This window comes from Klenkia marina (genome assembly GCF_900101025.1).
In the GTDB taxonomy this organism is placed as follows: Bacteria; Actinomycetota; Actinomycetes; order Mycobacteriales; family Geodermatophilaceae; genus Klenkia; species Klenkia marina.
Map to the genome: position 1 here is coordinate 33,104 of NZ_FMUH01000003.1, position 16,731 is coordinate 49,834.

Here is a 16,731-nt window from a genome sequence, read left to right on the forward strand (position 1 = left end):
TACCGAGCCCGATTGCACGGGTGCGCAGCGTGAGGTTGTCTGGGGTCCACGGGGTCCGCGACGAACGGCGAAGAGGGAATGGCGTCCGCATGGTGGTCCTCGTGGTGGCAGCGCGTGGTGTCGGCACCGACCGTCGGCGAACGCCCGGCCCGGGCCCACCCGCCCGCTCCTGAGCCCGCGGTCGCCCCGCCCGCAGAGCGACCCGCTGCGCGACCCCCGGACGTCGCCGTCCCGCGACGTCCTCACCCCGAGACGACAGGAGCCCCACCCATGGCACAGCTCGACACCGTCATCGCCTCCCTCCTCGAGATCGAGGGCGCCAACGGCGCCGCGATCGTCGACGCCGACAGCGGCATGGCCCTCGCCGCCGGCGGGAGCCCCGGCTTCGACCTCAACGTGGCCGCGGCCGGCAACTCCAACGTGGTGCGCGCCAAGCTGCGCACCATCGCCGACCTCGAGCTCGACGACCAGATCGAGGACATCCTCATCACGCTGAAGGGCCAGTACCACCTGATCAACGTGCTCCAGGGCGCCGGCAACGCCGGCCTGTTCATCTACCTGGTGCTCAACCGCTCCACCGCCAACCTGGCCCTGGCCCGGCACAAGCTGCGCAGCGTCGCCGGCACCGTCAGCGTCTGACGGCCCACCCCCGCCTGGGCGCCCGGGGCGCTCAGGCGGGGGTGGCGACGGCGCCGAGGATGCGCGCCCGGACGTCGGGCAGCGTCATCTCGTGGGTGTCCAGCCACTCCTCGACCCGGCCGTCGGCCACCACCCCGATGCGGTCGCACACGTCGGTCAGCTCGTCGGGGTCGACCGAGACCACCACGACCGAGCGGCCGTGCGCGGTGACGTCGTCCAGCAGCCGGCGCACCTCGCGCCGCGAGCGCAGGTCCAGGCCGCGGGTGGGCTCGTGCACCACCACCACGTCGCCCTCGGTCGCGGCCATCCAGCGGGCCAGGGCGAGCTTGTGCTGGTCGCCGCCGGACAGCGCGCCGAACACCGTGCGGATGCTGGTGGTGCGCACGTTCATGCGGTGCACCGTGTCGATGACCCCGCGCAGGGTGGCGATCTCGCTGCGCAGGTCCTCCGGGCGGCCCCACTCCTGGCTGGTGAGGGTGCGGGCGATGGTCTCGCCGGGGTCCATGCCGTAGGCGTCGTCGTCGGGCCGGTAGGCGGCCAGCCGCAGCGGCGCCGAGCCCGGCTGCGCGGGGACCGGCCGCTCCTGGCCCCGCACGGCGACGCCGTCGCACTGGGCCGGCAGCTCGCCGGTGAGCGCGCCGGCGATCTCCTGCAGCCCCGAGCGGCGTCGTCCGGTCAGCCCGAGCACCTCGCCGCGGCGCAACCGCAGGTCGATCCCGGCGCTGCTGCCCGGCACGCGCAGGTTGCGGACCTCCAGGGCGACGTCCGAGGACGGTTCGGGCCGGGTCGTGGTTGCCGGGACGACGACGGCGGGGGAGTCCTCGGGCGCGGGGCGCGCCTGCGGGATGACGACCGGCGCCGCGCTGCTGGTGCCCCAGGGGAGGGACTGCGGGCGGGCGGCCGGCACCGCGCCGTCGAGGGTGGCCACGGCCAGGCCGGCGGGTTCCAGCGAGGCCGCCGGGGCGTCGAGGGCGATGCGGCCCTCGCGCAGCACCAGGACCCGGTCGACCACCGCGAGCATCTCGGGCAGCCGGTGGCTGATGTAGAGCACCCCGCGGCCCTGCGACCGCAGCCGGCGGGCGATGGCGTGCAGGCCCTCCACCTCGCTGGGGGTCAGCGCCGCCGAGACCTCGTCCATGACGACCAGGCGGGTGTCCTCGGCCAGCACCCTCGCGGCCTCGACGAGGCCGTGCACGAACCGGGGGACGTCGGCCACCAGCTGGTCGGGGTCCAGGTCCAGCCCGACGTCGGCGAGCACCGCCCGGGCCCGGGCCCGCACCCGGGAGTCCGGCGCGCCGGCCAGCTCGGTGTCGCGGCAGACGGCGCGGGCGACGGTGAGCTCGGGGTCCAGCCGCACGAGCTGCTCGACCGCGCCCACGCCCAGGTGCCGGGCGTCGGCGGCCGAGAGCGGCGCGTAGGGGTGCCCGAGCACGGTCATGCGGCCGGCGTCGGGGGCGTACCGACCGGCCACCACGTCGCCCAGCGTCGACTTGCCGGCCCCGTTGGCGCCGACGAGCCCGACGACCTCGCCGGCGGCCACCGAGAAGCTGACGTCCTGCAGCACGCGCCGGGAGCCGTAGGCCTTGGCGAGACCGTCCACCTGCAGCAGGTCCATCGGTGCACAGCCTCCTGGCAGGACCCGGCGAGCCGGCTCCGACGTCGTCCCCCGTGACGTTGAGTGTTCGTCCGGATGCTACCCGCGGCGGGCGGGGGCGACCCGGTCAGAGCCGCCCCCGCAGGTCAGGCCTGCACCCAGACCGCGGCGTCGTGGGGGAGGTGCCCGTCGGCCACCCCGGCGCTGGCCAGCAGCACCCGGCCCCCGGGCAGCGGCACCGGTGCCCCGGACAGGTTGAGCAGCACCGAGAGCCCGCTGCCGCGGCCGAACGCCAGGCAGCCCTCGGGGGCGGGCAGCCAGGTCAGGTCACCCGAGGCACCGCGGCGCAGCCGCAGTGCCGTCCGGTACAGCGACAGCATCGAGTCGGGGTCCGCGGCCTGGGCCTGTGCGGTCAGCCCCGCCCAGCCGGTGGGCATGGGCAGCCAGGTCGAGTCGCCGGTGGTGAACCCGTACGGCGGCTCGGTGCCGCTCCACGGCACCGGGATCCGGCACGCGTCGCGCCCGCGCTCGGTGCCGCCCGACCGCGTCCAGACCGGGTCGGTGAGGGCCTCGTCGGGCAGGTCGACGTCGGGCATCCCCAGTTCATCGCCGTTGTAGACGAAGGCCATGCCCGGCAGGGCGAGCTGCAGCAGGGCCGCGGCCCGGGCGCGACGGGTGCCCAGCTCGCCGTCGCCGTAGCGCGTGACGTGCCGCGGGCGGTCGTGGTTGGACAGCACCCAGCAGGCGGGCGCGGGGGTGGCGGCCACGGCGTCGAGGGAGTCGACGACGGCGGCCCGCAGCGACTCGAGCTCCCAGTCGGCGGTGAGCAGCCGGAAGTTGAAGGCCGAGTGCAGCTCGTCGGGGCGCAGGTAGCGGGCCAGCCGCTCCTCGCTGGAGACCCAGACCTCGCCGACGGTCATGGTCGCGGGGTAGGCGTCCATGACCCGCCGCACCAGGCGGTGGATGTCGTGCACGCCGTCCTGGTCCAGCCTCGGGTCGTCGGGGCCGTGGTCGTCGAACAGGCCCGTCTCCTCGTCGAAGTCGACGTCGGGGAGCCCGGGTGCCTTCGCCATGCCGTGCGCGACGTCGATGCGGAACCCGTCGACACCGCGGTCCAGCCAGAAGCGCAGGGTCTCCTCGAGGTCGGCCAGCACCTCGGGGTGGGTGAAGTCCAGGTCGGGCTGCTCGGGGGCGAACAGGTGCAGGTACCACTGGCCGTCGGGCACCCGGGTCCACGCCGGCCCGCCGAAGATCGAGGGCCAGTTGTTCGGCGGCTCGGCGCCGTCGGGCCCCTTCCCGTCGCGGAAGACGTAGCGGGCCCGCTCGGGCGACCCGGGGCCGGCGGCCAGGGCGGCGACGAACCAGTCGCGCTGGTCGGACGTGTGGTTGGGCACCAGGTCGATCGTCACCTTGATCCCCAGCGCGTGCGCCTCGGCCAGCACGGCGTCGAACGCGGCGAGGTCGCCGAAGACCGGCTCGACGTCGCGGGGGTCGGCGACGTCGTAGCCGTGGTCGGCCATCGGGGAGGGGAAGAACGGGTTGATCCAGAGCGCGTCGACGCCGAGCTCGGCCAGCTCCGGCAGCCGTGCCCGCAGGCCGGCCAGGTCGCCCACGCCGTCGTCGCCGCCGTCGGCGAACGAGCGGATGTAGACCTGGTAGAACACCGCGTCCCGCCACCAGTCGGTGGGCGCGGGCGCGGTCGGGGTGCTGGTCACGGGGTGCTCCAGGGGATCGGGGAGGGGCACGCCGACGACGCTGTCAGCGAGGGGTCAGGGGGTGGGGCCGTCGGGCCGGTTCTGCATGCTGTGGGCGGCCATGGTCAGGTAGCCCCAGAGGGTGGCGTCCTGCTCGGGGGTCAGGCCCAGCGAGTCGACGGCGGCGCGCATGTGGTGCAGCCAGGCGTCGCGCTCGGCCGCGCCGATGGCGAAGGGCGCGTGCCGCATGCGCAGGCGGGGGTGGCCGCGGTTCTCCGAGTACGTGGTGGGCCCGCCCCAGTACTGCTCGAGGAACCCGCGCAGCCGCTCCTCGGCGCCGTCCCAGTCGTCCTGCGGGTACAGCGGGGCCAGCACGGGGTCGGTGCGCACCCCGGCGTAGAAGTGCGCGACCAGGGCGTGGAAGGTGGGGGCGCCCCCGACCTCGGCGTAGAACGTGCGTGCCGAGGGCAGGGGGCGGCTCGACTCGCTCATGTCCCCGATGGTCCCGCAAGCGCCGGGACGGCGGGCGGTCGGGTGCGCAGCAGTGCCATGAGCGGGACGACGACCAGCGGCAGCCCGACCAGTCCGGTGAGCGCGACGACGTCGGTCGGCGTCAGCAGCACGGCACCCGCACCGGCGGCGAGGGCCCCCAGGCCCTGGACGGCGGACAGCCCGGCGATCGCCACGCCGAAGGCCCGGCCGCGCACCGCGGGCGGCACCGCCTGCACGAAGGCCACGTTGAGCGGGATCATCCAGGCGCTGCCGACCCCGCAGACGGCCAGCAGCACCACGAACACGGGCGCGGCGGCCGGCTCGGGCAGCAGCCGCACGGCCAGCCCGGCCAGGGCCAGTGCGCCGACCGACAGCACCACGAGCGGACCGACGAGGCGTTCGCGCAGCCGCGGCGGGCAGAACCGCCCGACCACCACACCGCCCAGCACCGCCCCGGCCGGCTGAGCGGCCAGCACCACCCCGACCAGGGTCTGGTCACCGGCGAGCTGGTCGGACAGCGCGGGCGCGATGCCCTCGTGCGCGTTGACCACCAGCATCCCCACCCACAGCAGGCCCACGATGGCCAGCAGGCGGGGGCGGGTCAGCACCAGCCGCACCCCGGCGAGGACGTCGGCCCACGCCGAGCCGGCTCCCTCGTCGTCCCGGTCGGGCACCGGTTCGGGGTCGAGCCCGAGCACCAGCCACAGCCCCGCGAGGGCGAAGGTGGTCGCGTTCAGCAGCAGCCCCAGCGACGGCGAGAGCGCGGTGACCAGCACCCCGCCCAGCAGGAAGCCGACCACCTGGGCCAGCTGCTGGACGATCCCGGCCAGGGAGGTGGCCACGGCGTAGCGGTCGCCGTCGAGCACGTCGGCGGTCAACGCCGAGCGGGCGGCCTCGTACGGCGGCCCGGCGACCGACACCAGCAGGAGCAGCACCAGCAGCGCGGGCAGCGGCATGCCGGGCACCGCCATCGTGGCGACCAGCGCCGCCCGGGCCAGGTCGCCGACGACCATCACGCGTTGGCGGGGGAAGCGGTCGGCCAGCGTGGCCAGCAGCGGGCCGCCGACCACCCAGGGCAGGTAGCTGACGGCGAAGGTGAGCGCGCTCAGCAGCGGCGACCCGGTGCGCTCGTAGACGAGCACGGTGAGGGCGAGCTTGGCCAGCATGTCGCCGACCGAGGTCAGCACGTAGGAGCCGAACAGCGGCCGGAAGCCCGCCACCGCGAACACCGAGCGGTAGGTCGCCGGGCGGTCGGCGCGGACCTCCTCCGGCGCGCGGTGGCTCAGGTCGGACCCGCCGTGGTGGGGGCCAGGGTCACCGGGATCCGGATGCCCTCGGCGGCGAATCGCTCCTGCAGGCGCAGCCGCAGCTCGCGGCCCACCCGCCACTGGTCGGCGTTGGTGGTGCGCACCTGCAGGCGCATGACGATGGCCTGCGGGGTGATCGACTCCACGCCCAGCGACTCGGGCTCGCCCAGGATGACCTCGGCCCACTCCTGCTCGGCGTAGACGGCGTCCCCGACCTCCTGCATGACCTCGCGGCAGCGCTCGAGATCGGTGTCGTGGGTGACCGGCATGTCGATGACCACCTGGGCGTAGCCCTGGCTCTTGTTGCCCACGCGCAGCACCTCGCCGTTGCGGGCGTACCAGACCACGCCGTTGACGTCGCGCAGCCGTGTGATGCGCAGCCCGACGGCCTCCACGGTGCCGCTGGCCTCGCCCAGGTCGACGACGTCGCCGACCCCGTACTGGTCCTCGAGGATGATGCCGATCCCGGCGATGAAGTCCTTGATCAGGTTCTGCGCGCCGAAGCCCAGCGCCACGCCGACCACCCCGGCCGAGGCGACGATCGGGGCCAGGTTGATGCCCAGCTCGCCGAGCACCATCACCACGGCGATGAAGAAGACGACGATCGAGGCGAAGCTGCGCAGCACCGACCCGATGGCCTCGGCCCGCTGGGTGCGCCGGGCGGCCACCTGCTCGACCACCTGCTGGTGGTCCACGCCCTTGGCCCGGCGCGGCTTGAGGATGGTGGGCACCTGGCCGGTGGCCGTGCGCTCGGTCAACCGGCGGATGCCCCGGTTGATCACCGCCCGGGCAAGGACGGCGATGACCACGATCAGCAGGATCCGCAGCGGGGTCGCGATCAGCGCCTGGGCGTTGGCGGCCAGCCAGTCCAGGCCGAACCAGCGGTAGACCTGTGCGCACAGGGACGACGGGTCGTCGGTCACGCAGTCGGGCACCACGGCGTCGGACGCCGCGGCGGTGACGGACAGTGCAGTGCTCATCACGGTGGGAGTCTCCCAGGTGGCTCGAGAGCGGGGGGCAGGGCCGCCGACGGGCGCCGCTCAGCCGGCGGGTGTCTCGACGGACAACCCGGTGGCGGCGGCCAGGAAGGCCAGCTGGTCGGCGGCCAGCTCCACCGTACGGCTCACCGCCCGGGCGCCGTGGCCCACCGCCACCTCCCGCCGCAGCACCACCGGGGCGCCCGAGGACGTCGCGTGCTGCAGGGCCGCGGCCAGCTTGCGGGCGTGCAGCGGGTCGACCCGGGTGTCGGACTCGAAGGTCGTGAACAGCACCGCCGGGTAGGCCGTGCCCTCGACCACGTGGTGGTAGGGCGAGTAGCCCAGCAGCCAGCCCAGCTCCTCGGGGTCGGCGGCCGTGCCGTACTCGTCGTTCCACGTGCGGCCCAGGCCGAACAGCTCGTACCGGACCATGTCCAGCAGCGGCGCGCTGCAGACCACCGCGGCGGCGAGGTCGGGGCGCTGGGTGGTCGTCGTCCCCACCAGCAGGCCGCCGTTGGATCCCCCGAACACCCCGAGCTGGTCGTGCGTCGTCCAGCCCTGGGCCACGAGGTGCTCACCGGCTGCGGCGAAGTCGTCGAACACGTTCTGCTTGCGCTCGCGCATGCCGGCGCGGTGCCACTCCTCGCCGTGCTCGGAACCACCGCGCAGGTTCGCCACGGCCCACACGCCGCCCGCGGCCACCCAGGCCAGCGTCTGCGCGCTGTAGGCGGGCGTCAGGGAGACGTTGAACCCGCCGTAGCCGTAGAGCACGGCCGGCCGCGGCCGGTCGGGCGCACCGGCCTGCGCGACGACGAACAGGTGCACGGGGGTGCCGTCGGCGGAGGTCGCGTGCGTCTCGGTGACCACGACGTCGGGGACGTCGCCGGCCACCGGGGCCCGCTCGGCGTCGACCAGGACGGCGGGGTCGGTGGCGTCCCAGCGCAGCACCGAGGGCGGGGTCGCGTGGTCGGTGAACCCGACCCAGGCGGTCGTGCCGCCCTCGGGCGGGGCGCTGACCCCGGCGATCGACCCCGGTGGGACGGCGACGTCGGTGCGCCGGCCCGTGCCGTCGGCGGCCCACAGCGACAGCCGGTCGGTGGCGTCCACGGCGTGCACGGCGAGCACCTGCAGGGTCCCGTCGGCACCGTCGACCAGCGCGACGTCGGAGAGCACCGCGGCCCCGGCTTCGGGCACCACCTCGGTCCAGGCGGCCGGCTCCCAGGTCGTCGGGTCGGTCGGGTCGGCGACGGCCAGGCGCCCGCGCGGGGCGTCCCGGTCGGTGAACAGCCACAGGCGGCCGTCGCGGGCCACCCACGCCGAGGTCTGCGCGTCGACGCCGGTCTGCAGCGGGCGCAGCACGCCGTCGCCGTGCAGGTCGGCCAGCCACACGTCGTCCCGGGGGGCGGTGCCGGCCGAGGCCGACACGACCAGCCAGCGACCGTCCGACGACGTCCGGACGCCGTAGTAGTTGGTGGGGTCCAGCCCCTCGCCGTGCACCAGGACGTCGGACGACGGGTCGGCGCCCACCCGGTGGCGGTAGACCCGGCGGTGGAACTGCTCCTCGCCGGCCGGCACCTGGTCCGGGGCCAACCGGCGCACGTAGAACAGCTCCTCGCCACCGGGCAGCCAGGCGACGGGGGAGTAGCGGCAACGGTCGACCGGGCCGTCGAGCAGCTCACCGGTGGCGACGTCGAGCACGTGCAGCAGCGACTCCTCGTCACCGCCGACGGACACCTGGTAGGCCAGCCGGGTGCCCTCCCAGGACGGGGACCACGCGTCGAGGGTCGTGGTGCCGGCCGCGTCCAGGGCCATCGGGTCGACCAGCACGCGCTGGGTGCCCACCGCCTCGCGCACCCGCAGCACCGCGTGCTCCTGGCCGGGGTCGCGCCGGGTGGAGAACGCCCGGCCGGCCCGCCACACCGGGATGCCCACCGCGCCCGAGCGGACCAGCCCGCGCAGCCGCGCCGCGAACGCCTCCCGGGCCGGGAGCCCGGACAGCACCTGGGTCGCGTGGGCGTCCTGCGTCGCCACCCACGCCTGCGTGCGCGGGTCGGCGACGTCCTCCAGCCAGCGGTAGGGGTCCGCGACGCGGTGGCCGTGCAGGTCCTCGACGAGGTCGAGGCGCGGGGCGAGGGCGGGATCGGGGCGCAGGGCCGTGTCGCCGGCGGGATCGGGGCGCAGGGCCGTGTGGCCGGCGGGATCGGGGGCGCTGCTGGGGGCGGTGCTCACCACCGGACCGTAACGGGGAGGAAGGAAAGCGTTTGCCCACAGCCCGCCGATCGGGGGCAGTATGGGGGTGCCCGTGGGTCGCAGCACCCCGGCGGTCCGGGGCGCTACGGAGGTGCCCCGTGCCGCTCACCGCACTCGGGTCGACCGCCGCGGGCCCGCCGGGCCGGCCGCGCGACCCCCGCCCCGATCCGCGCCGTGCCCCGGCGATGCCCGCCGCCACCATCGCGGCCACCCTGCTGCTCAATGCGACGTACGAGCCGCTGGGCGTGGTGTCCAGCCGGCGGGCCATCGTGCTGGTGCTCGCCGGCAAGGCCGAACCGGTCGACGTGTCCGACGCGCTGTGCCGGGCCGAGCTGGTGGCGCTGCCGGTCCCGGTGGTCGTGCGGCTGACCCGCTACGTCCGGGTGCCCTACCCGGCGCAGGTCCCGCTCTCGCGGCGGGCGGTGTTCACCCGCGACGGCTCCACGTGCGTGTACTGCGGGGCGCCGGCCACGAGCATCGACCACGTGTGGCCGCGCAGCCGGGGCGGCACCCACACCTGGGACAACGTGGTGGCCGCCTGCCGGCGGTGCAACCACACCAAGGCCGACCGTTCGCTCGCCGAGCTGGGCTGGACGCTTCCCCAGCCGCCGCGGGCGCCGTCCGGGTCGGCCTGGCGGATGCTCGGTCACCGCGCCGTCGACCCCCGCTGGCGCACCTGGCTCGGCCTCCCCGACGCCGCCTGACGTCCGGGAGCGTCCGCGGCCTCACCCGCGCCGGCGCGCACCCAGGTGCCGGTGCGCCGTCGTGCGTCGCGGGACCCTCCGACGGGGCCGTCAGGTCACGCGCGAGCGCGTGGCGGAGTAGGGGAGGTGGGCGTCGCTGGCGAGGACGTCGGCCAGGCGGTCGACGGCGTCCCACACGTCGACGAACCGGGTGTACAGCGGTGCCGGGCCGAAGCGGATCCGGTCCGGGGTGCGGAAGTCGGGCACCACACCGCGGTCGACCAGCGCCTGGGTGAGCTGCCACGCCTGCGGGTGCTCGACGCTGACGTGCGCCCCACGCCGGTCGGACTCCCGCGGCGAGGCCAGCCGCAGCTGGGGCAACCGCTCGTCGACCAGCGTCACCAGCAGATCGGTGAGCGCCCGGCCCTTGGCCGCGATCGCCGGCATCCCGGCCTCGGCGGAGATGCGCGCACCGACCTCGACCGCCGCGGTGGCGAGGACCGGCGGCGTGCCCACGGCGAAGCGCTCCACGCCGTCGGTCGGCTCGTAGGCCGGCCCCATCGCGAACTGGTCGCGCTGGCCGAACCAGCCCTGGATCGGTTGGCGCAGCGAGCCCTGCAGCTCGCGCCGCACGTACAGGAAGGCGGGTGCCCCGGGACCGCCGTTGAGGTGCTTGTAGGTGCAGCCCACCGCGAGGTCGGCCGCGGACAGGTCGACCTCGACCGACCCCACCGCGTGGCTGAGGTCCCACAGCACGAGCGCGCCCGACGCGCGCGCCAGCTCGGTCACCGCGGCCAGGTCGACCATCGCGCCCGAGCGGTAGGCCACCAGCGACAGCACCACGACGGCCACCCGGTCGTCGAGGACCGCCGTGATGTCGTCGAGGGTCAGCCCGGTGTCGACGTCGGCGGCGACCTCGCGCACCGTCATCCCGTGCTGCTCAGCCACGCCCGCCACGACGTACCGGTCGGTGGGGAAGTCGTCGGCGCAGCACACCAGCACGTCGCGCCCCGGCCGGGCACCCACCCCGGCCTGCAGCAGCTTGTAGAGGTTCACCGACGTCGAGTCGGCGACCAGCACCTCACCGGGCCGGGCGCCGAGCACCCCGGCGGCCAGCACGTCGCCCACCCGCGTCGCCTGGCCGACCCAGTGCGCCCAGGACCCGACCAGCCCGCGGCCCCACTCCTCCTCGACCACCCGGGCCACCGCCGCCGGGGTGGCCCGGGGCAGCCGGCCCAGCGAGTTGCCGTCCAGGTAGATGCGGCGGCCGGGACCGTCGTCCCACGCGCCACCGGGCCCGTCGCCGGTGAACCGTTCGCGGAACCCGGCGAGGGGGTCGGCGTCGTCGAGTCCTCGTGCGTCCTCCCGCGTGGTCACGCCGCCATCGTGCCCCGCCGGGCTGCCGAGCCGGGCACGGGGACCCCCGGTAGATTCGCAGGTGTGACCGTCGTCGAGACCTTGCTCGTGTTCGTGGTGGCCCCCCTCGCGGTGGTGCTGCTCGCCTACGGGCTGGTGCTGCTGCCCGGCCTGAAGAACCGTGACCGGTACAAGCCCGGCACCCCCTGGGGCCACGACGCGGTCTGGTACGAGCCGCACCCGGTCGGCGGCGCGCACGCCGGGGGCCACGACGCCCACGACGAGCACGGCACCGGCGACCAGGTCGCCGCGCTGACCATCGGCGAGACCGCCGGTGCCCCGCGCCGCACCGCCGCCGGCGGCGCCCGCGGCACCTGGTGACCGCGACCCGGCGACGGCGATCCGGTGACCGCGACCCGATGACGGCGACCTGGTGACCGCGCACTCCGCACTCCCCGTCGCGCACCCCGCGACGACCCTCGTGATGCAGCGACAGAGAGGCACCCACTGATGGCCACCGAGCTCGAGGACACCCGCGAGCCGATCGTCGACGACCAGGAGGGCCCGAAGGCCTCGCCGTTCAGCCCCGCCGAGCTGCTCCGGCTCGACGAGGCGCTGACGATGTCGTCGCGGGAGACCGGTCTGCGGTTCACCCTCTACATCGGTGAGCTGCCCGCCGACACCCGGGCCGGCGCCGAGGAGCTGCACGCCCGCTCCGTCGGCGACACCAGCCAGTCGGTGCTCATCGCCGTGGCCCCCGACCAGCGGGTGCTGGAGATCGTCACCGGTTCCGCGGCGGCCCGCCGCCTGCCCGACCGGGCCTGCGCCCTGGCGGTGCTCACCATGACCGGCCGGTTCGGCGCCGGCGACCTGGTCGGCGGCATCGTCAACGGGCTGCGCCAGCTGTCCGACCAGGCCGGCCACCCCGCCGCCCACCGCCCCCGCTACTGAGGTCGAACCCCTCGTCCCCGGCGAGGGACGCCTCCTACCGCGCGGACGCAGAAGGGGCCCCCACCGACTCGGTGGGGGCCCCTTCTGCTCGTCTCAGCTGCCGGCGGCCTGGCGGTCGCGCTCCTGCGCACGCAACGAGCGGACGACGCCGTCGCGCCCCTCGCTGACCAGCCGGCGCAGCGGCGCCGGGTGTGCCGGGTCGGCCAGCCAGGCGTCGGCGGCCTGCACGGTCGCCGGCGAGACCTGCTTGGGGAACAGGTACTCGACCGCGTTCTTCGCGATCTCACCGGGCCGGCGCTCCCACAGCGGCGCGACGTCGACGAAGTAGCGCTCGACGTAGGGCGCGGTGAGCTCGCGCTGGGCCGGGTGCCAGAAGCCGGCGACCATCGCCTCGTGGATCGAGTTGGCGATGGACTCGTCGTGGAAGGCCCGCTGCCAGGTGTCGGCCTTGGATGCCTCGGTCGGGCGCAGTGCCCGGGCGGTGGCCACCCGGCGCGCGCCGGTGGCGGTGGCGTCGCGCTCGGCCTCGGCGTCGATCTCGGCGTCGCCTGCCGCGCCCACGGCGACCAGCCCGTGCAGGAACGCCCAGCGGGCCTCGGCGTCGACCTGGAGCCCGGGCACCTCGAGCGAGCCGTCGAGCAGACCGCGCAGGGCGGCCACGTGCTCGTCGGTGCGCACCGCGGCGGCCAGGGTGCGGGACCACTGCAGCTGGGCGTCCGAGCCCGGTTCGGCCGAGTGCAGCGAGGCCAGGGCCTTGTCGCCCAGGGCGGTCCAGCCCGTCCCGGCCCACTCGGGGTCGGCGTAGTTGCCCAGCGCGGCCTGCACCCGGGCCAGCAGCGACTGAACCACCGAGATCTCGCTCTCGGCGTCGACGCCGGCCAGCACGAGGGCCACCCAGTCGCGGGCGGCCAGCTCGCCGTCGCGGGTCATGTCCCAGGCCGCCGACCAGCACAGCGCGCGGGGCAGGGGCTCGGCGAGGTCGCCGATGCGCGCCCGCAGCGTGGCCAGCGACCGCTCGTCGAGGCGGATCTTGGCGTAGGTCAGGTCGTCGTCGTTGACCAGCACGAGGTCGGCGGCGGGGTGGCCGGCCAGCTCGGACACCTCGGTGCGGGCCCCGCTGACGTCGAGCTCGACCCGGTGCGTGCGGGTCAGGCCCCCGGGCCCGGCGCTGTAGAGGCCCACTGCCAACCGGTGGTCGCGCAGCACGGGGTGCTCGGGCACCGCGGTCTGCTCGATGGCGAAGCTGCGGTAGCGGCCGTCGTCGTCGACCTCGAAGACCGGCCGCAGCGTGTTGACCTGGCTGGTCTGCAGCCACTGCTGCGCCCAGGCCGACAGATCGCGACCGGTGGCCTCGGACAGCGGGCCGAGGAGGTCGGCGAGCGTGGTGTTGCCGTACTCGTGGGTGCGGAAGTAGCGGCGCACCCCGGCGAGGAAGGCGTCCTGCCCGACGTAGGCCACCAGCTGCTTGAGCACCGAGGCGCCCTTGGCGTAGGTGATGCCGTCGAAGTTCACCTCGACCGCGGCGACGTCGACCATGTCGGCGGCGATCGGGTGCGTCGAGGGCAGCTGGTCCTGGGCGTAGGCCCAGCTCTTCTCGGTGTTGGCGAACGTCGTCCAGGCCGTCGTGTACTCGGTGGCCTCGGCCTGGCACAGCGTGGAGATGTAGGTGGCGAAGGACTCGTTGAGCCACAGGTCGTCCCACCAGCGCATGGTCACGAGGTCGCCGAACCACATGTGCGCCAGCTCGTGCAGGATCGTCTCGGCCCGGCGCTCGTAGCGCGCCCGGCTGGTGCGCGAGCGGAAGACGTAGTCCTCCAGGAACGTCACGCAGCCGGCGTTCTCCATGGCCCCGGCGTTGAACTCGGGCACGAAGAGCTGGTCGTACTTGTCGAACGGGTAGGGGTAGTCGAACACCCGGTGGTAGAAGTCGAAGCCCTGCTTGGTGACCTCGAAGATCGCGTCGGCGTCGAGGTGCTGGGCCAGCGAGGCGCGGCAGTAGATGCCCAGCGGCAGGCCCTCGTGCGAGTCGGTGACCTTGGCGTAGGGGCCGGCCACCAGGGCCACCAGGTAGGTGGAGATGCGCTTGGTGGGCTCGAAGTGCACCAGCTGCGAGCCGGCCTCGCCGGCCTCGATGGTGCGCCCGCCGGTGTTGGAGACGACCTGCCAGTCGAACGGGGCGGTCACGTGCACCGCGAAGGTGGCCTTGAGGTCGGGCTGGTCGAAGCAGGCGAACATGCGCTTGGCCTCGGCCGGCTCGAAGTGCGAGTACAGGTAGACCGCGCCGTCCTCGGGGTCGAGGAAGCGGTGCAGGCCCTCGCCGGTGCGCGAGTACCGGCAGTCGGCGTCGACGACCAGCTCGTTCTGCGCGGCCAGGCCCGGCAGCGGCAGCCCGTGCTCCTCGGTGTAGCCGGTGACGTCGAGCGGGGTGCCGTTCAGGGTGGCGGAGTGGACCCGCTCGGCGACCAGGTCGATGAACGAGTCGCTGCCCGGCGTGGCGGCGTCGAAGCGGACCGTCGTGGTCGACCGGAACGTCTCGGCGCCGGGGCGACCCGCGCCGTCGGTGACGTCGAGCTGCAGGTCGTACTCGTGGACGGTGAGGAGCTGGGCGCGCGCGGCGGCGGCGTCGCGGGTCAGGTTGGGAACAGCCACGCCGGGCAGCTTCCCACGAGCCACCGACACGGGCACCCGGCCGGGGCGTGTGCGTGGACACCGGGCGGACGGGGAACAACGGGGCCGCCGACCCTCTTGCAGGGCGGCGAGCACCCGCGAACTGAGGAGATGGCATGACCGAGGCCGTGCAGACCGCCCCCACCGCCGCCCGCGTCGACGTGTGGGTCGACCCGCTGTGCCCGTGGGCCTGGCTGACCAGCCGGTGGGTGATCGAGGCGGCGAAGGTGCGCGACCTCGACGTCCACTGGCACGTGATGAGCCTGGCCGTGCTCAACGAGGGCCGGGACCTCCCGGAGCAGTACGTCGAGATGATGAAGCAGGCCTGGGGCCCGGTGCGGGTGCTCGTCGCCGCCCAGCAGCAGCACGGCGACGAGGTCGTGGGTGACCTCTACACCGCGATGGGCACCCTGCGGCACCAGGAGGGCCAGGAGCTCTCCGACGTCATCGCCCCTGCGCTGGAGAAGGTCGGCCTGCCCGCCTCCCTCGCCGACGCCGCGACCTCCACGGAGTACGACGAGGCGCTGAAGAAGAGCCACCACGAGGGCATGGACCCAGTCGGGGAGGACGTCGGCACCCCCGTGCTGCACGTCGACGGCGTCGCCTTCTTCGGCCCCGTGATCAGCCGGGTGCCCACCGGCGAGGAGGCCGGCAAGGCCTTCGACGGCGCCGTTCTCCTGGCCAACCTGCCCGGCTTCTGGGAGCTCAAGCGCACCCGCACGGAGGAGCCGGACTTCTCCACCGTCCCGGCCTCCGCGCTCGAGATCGGCAAGCGGAGCTGACGGCCGGGTGCGGCATGCTCGCGGGCATGCCGCACACCCGCCGCCAGCGCATCGTCATCACCGGGGCCAGCTCCGGCCTCGGCGAGGGCATGGCCCGCCGCTGGGCCGCCGCCGGCCACGACCTCGCCCTGCTGGCCCGCCGCACCGACCGGCTCGAGCGGCTGCGCGACGAGCTGGCCGTCCATGGCCGCACCGTCGTCGTCGCCCCGCTGGACGTCGACGACCCCGACGCGGTCGCCGAGACCGTGCCGCGCGTGGTCGGCGAGCTCGGCGGGGTGGACCGCTTCGTGGCCAACGCCGGGCTGGGCAAGGGCGTGCCGGTGGGCACCGGGGGAGCACGGCCGAACCGGGCGGTGCTGACCACCAACGTGCTGGGCACGCACGCCACCTGCGAGGCCGCCGTCGCGCTGTTCCGGGCGCAGGGCCACGGCCACCTGGTCGTCATCAGCTCGGTGGCCGGGGTGCGCGGCATGGGCGGCACCCGCACGGCCTACGCCACCTCCAAGGCCGCCGACGCGGTCCTGGCCGAGGGCATCCGGGCCGACCTGCTGTCCTCGCGCGACACCCGCCGCATCAAGATCAGCACCATCCACCCCGGCTTCATCGAGACCGACATCAACACCGGCCGTCGGGGCCCCTTCACCGTCGACCTGGACACCGGCGTCGACGCCCTGGTCGCCGCGGTCGACCGCGAGCCGGTGCGCGCCTACGTGCCCGAGTGGCCGTGGCGCGCCGTCGCGGGCCTGCTGCGCGTGCTGCCCCTGCCGGTGGCCGCCCGGCTGTCCTGAGAGACTGCGGGCATGCGCGTCTTCCTGGGTACCGACCACGCCGGGCTCGAGCTCAAGGCCCACCTGATGGGGGCCGTCGCCGAGGCCGGGTACGAGCCGGTCGACTGCGGTGCCTTCGACTTCGACCCCCTCGACGACTACCCGCCCTTCTGCATCGAGGTCGGCGAGCGCGTCGTCGTCGAGCCGGGCTCGCTCGGTGTCGTGATCGGCGGGTCGGGCAACGGAGAGCAGATCGCGGCCAACAAGGTCCCCGGCGTCCGGGCCGCGCTGGTCTGGAACACCTCCACCGCCGAGCTCGCCCGCCAGCACAACGACGCCAACGTCGTCGCGGTCGGCGGTCGCCAGCACACCGTGGAGGAGGCCACCGAGCTGGTGCTCACCTTCCTGCGCACCCCGTTCAGCGGCGACGAGCGGCACGCCCGCCGCATCGGGCTGATCGCCGAGTACGAGCAGGAGCGCCACCACCCCGCCGGAGGCGGGCCGGCCGACCGCGACCGGTGAGCCGGGTGGCCGACGGCGCCGCGGCAGTGGCCCCGGTGCCGGTGGCTGAC

At 75.0% G+C, this 16,731-nt stretch carries 15 protein-coding genes; 7 read left to right on the top strand and 8 right to left on the bottom strand.

From position 1 onward, the window contains the following. Positions 1 to 270 precede the first annotated feature (270 nt). Positions 271 to 639, top strand: a complete 369-nt coding sequence (locus tag BLP29_RS09770) for a hypothetical protein (RefSeq protein ID WP_092803437.1) — start codon at positions 271 to 273, stop codon at positions 637 to 639. Between the two features lie 31 nt (positions 640 to 670). Here the strand turns inward: BLP29_RS09770 and BLP29_RS09775 are convergent, their stop codons facing one another. From BLP29_RS09775 to BLP29_RS09800, 6 genes are all read right to left on the bottom strand, one after another. Beyond that, positions 671 to 2,254, bottom strand: a complete 1,584-nt coding sequence (locus BLP29_RS09775) for an ATP-binding cassette domain-containing protein (protein WP_092803440.1) — start codon at positions 2,252 to 2,254, stop codon at positions 671 to 673. Between the two features lie 125 nt (positions 2,255 to 2,379). Beyond that, positions 2,380 to 3,948 (bottom strand): glycoside hydrolase family 13 protein, encoded by a 1,569-nt coding sequence (locus BLP29_RS09780; RefSeq protein ID WP_207798416.1) that lies wholly within the window; start codon positions 3,946 to 3,948, stop codon positions 2,380 to 2,382. A 54-nt stretch (positions 3,949 to 4,002) separates the two neighbouring features. After that, on the bottom strand, positions 4,003 to 4,419 hold the full coding sequence (locus BLP29_RS09785; RefSeq protein ID WP_092803443.1) for a globin: 417 nt from the start codon (positions 4,417 to 4,419) through the stop codon (positions 4,003 to 4,005). After that, entirely contained in the window at positions 4,416 to 5,639 is a 1,224-nt protein-coding gene (locus tag BLP29_RS09790; protein ID WP_092804756.1) for an MFS transporter, read from the bottom strand. Before BLP29_RS09790 ends, BLP29_RS09785 begins: the two co-directional genes overlap by 4 nt. Before the next feature lie 62 nt (positions 5,640 to 5,701). Next, a complete protein-coding gene (locus tag BLP29_RS09795) occupies positions 5,702 to 6,706 on the bottom strand; it encodes a mechanosensitive ion channel family protein (protein WP_092803447.1) in 1,005 nt (334 codons plus the stop codon). A gap of 60 nt (positions 6,707 to 6,766) precedes the next feature. Then, positions 6,767 to 8,932, bottom strand: coding sequence for a prolyl oligopeptidase family serine peptidase (locus tag BLP29_RS09800; RefSeq protein ID WP_243469838.1), 2,166 nt, complete (start codon positions 8,930 to 8,932; stop codon positions 6,767 to 6,769). Between the two features lie 119 nt (positions 8,933 to 9,051). Between BLP29_RS09800 and BLP29_RS09805 the strand changes: the two genes are divergently transcribed. Continuing rightward, positions 9,052 to 9,657, top strand: coding sequence for an HNH endonuclease (locus BLP29_RS09805; RefSeq protein WP_243469839.1), 606 nt, complete (start codon positions 9,052 to 9,054; stop codon positions 9,655 to 9,657). A 90-nt stretch (positions 9,658 to 9,747) separates the two neighbouring features. Here BLP29_RS09805 and kynU read toward each other — a convergent pair whose 3' ends face one another. Then, positions 9,748 to 11,013: a kynureninase gene (gene kynU / locus BLP29_RS09810; protein WP_092803450.1), complete on the bottom strand. Its 1,266-nt coding sequence runs from the start codon at positions 11,011 to 11,013 to the stop codon at positions 9,748 to 9,750. 63 nt (positions 11,014 to 11,076) lie between these two features. Here kynU and ctaJ point away from each other — a divergent pair, with 63 nt between their 5' ends. Then, positions 11,077 to 11,373 carry an aa3-type cytochrome oxidase subunit CtaJ gene (gene ctaJ / locus BLP29_RS09815; RefSeq protein WP_092803453.1) on the top strand — a complete coding sequence of 99 codons (297 nt, stop codon included), beginning with the start codon at positions 11,077 to 11,079 and terminating at the stop codon, positions 11,371 to 11,373. A gap of 129 nt (positions 11,374 to 11,502) precedes the next feature. Next, positions 11,503 to 11,943, top strand: a complete 441-nt coding sequence (locus BLP29_RS09820) for a DUF5130 family protein (RefSeq protein ID WP_207798417.1) — start codon at positions 11,503 to 11,505, stop codon at positions 11,941 to 11,943. A gap of 93 nt (positions 11,944 to 12,036) precedes the next feature. Here BLP29_RS09820 and pepN read toward each other — a convergent pair whose 3' ends face one another. Continuing rightward, the gene (gene pepN, locus BLP29_RS09825; protein WP_092803459.1) at positions 12,037 to 14,592 is read right to left on the bottom strand and encodes an aminopeptidase N; all 2,556 of its coding nucleotides are present in this window, start codon (positions 14,590 to 14,592) and stop codon (positions 12,037 to 12,039) included. A gap of 134 nt (positions 14,593 to 14,726) precedes the next feature. Here pepN and BLP29_RS09830 point away from each other — a divergent pair, with 134 nt between their 5' ends. Genes BLP29_RS09830 through BLP29_RS09840 form a run of 3 tightly spaced genes read left to right on the top strand, consistent with a single transcriptional unit; the run spans position 14,727 to position 16,681 of the window. Beyond that, positions 14,727 to 15,392: a mycothiol-dependent nitroreductase Rv2466c family protein gene (locus tag BLP29_RS09830; protein ID WP_092803462.1), complete on the top strand. Its 666-nt coding sequence runs from the start codon at positions 14,727 to 14,729 to the stop codon at positions 15,390 to 15,392. A 26-nt stretch (positions 15,393 to 15,418) separates the two neighbouring features. Then, positions 15,419 to 16,180, top strand: a complete 762-nt coding sequence (locus tag BLP29_RS09835) for an SDR family oxidoreductase (protein ID WP_092804764.1) — start codon at positions 15,419 to 15,421, stop codon at positions 16,178 to 16,180. Positions 16,181 to 16,192: 12 nt separating this feature from the next. Then, positions 16,193 to 16,681 (top strand): ribose-5-phosphate isomerase, encoded by a 489-nt coding sequence (locus BLP29_RS09840; protein WP_092803465.1) that lies wholly within the window; start codon positions 16,193 to 16,195, stop codon positions 16,679 to 16,681. The last annotated feature ends 50 nt before the right edge of the window (positions 16,682 to 16,731 follow it).

Bases quoted from the DNA above. Each gene is read 5' to 3' on its own strand.
- BLP29_RS09775 (WP_092803440.1), bottom strand. From the start codon at position 2,254: ATGGACCTGCTGCAGGTGGACGGTCTCGCCAAGGCCTACGGCTCCCGG.
- BLP29_RS09770 (WP_092803437.1), top strand. From the start codon at position 271: ATGGCACAGCTCGACACCGTCATCGCCTCCCTCCTCGAGATCGAGGGC.
- BLP29_RS09830 (WP_092803462.1), top strand. From the start codon at position 14,727: ATGACCGAGGCCGTGCAGACCGCCCCCACCGCCGCCCGCGTCGACGTG.
- BLP29_RS09820 (WP_207798417.1), top strand. From the start codon at position 11,503: ATGGCCACCGAGCTCGAGGACACCCGCGAGCCGATCGTCGACGACCAG.
- BLP29_RS09840 (WP_092803465.1), top strand. From the start codon at position 16,193: ATGCGCGTCTTCCTGGGTACCGACCACGCCGGGCTCGAGCTCAAGGCC.
- BLP29_RS09795 (WP_092803447.1), bottom strand. From the start codon at position 6,706: ATGAGCACTGCACTGTCCGTCACCGCCGCGGCGTCCGACGCCGTGGTG.
- BLP29_RS09835 (WP_092804764.1), top strand. From the start codon at position 15,419: ATGCCGCACACCCGCCGCCAGCGCATCGTCATCACCGGGGCCAGCTCC.
- BLP29_RS09785 (WP_092803443.1), bottom strand. From the start codon at position 4,419: ATGAGCGAGTCGAGCCGCCCCCTGCCCTCGGCACGCACGTTCTACGCC.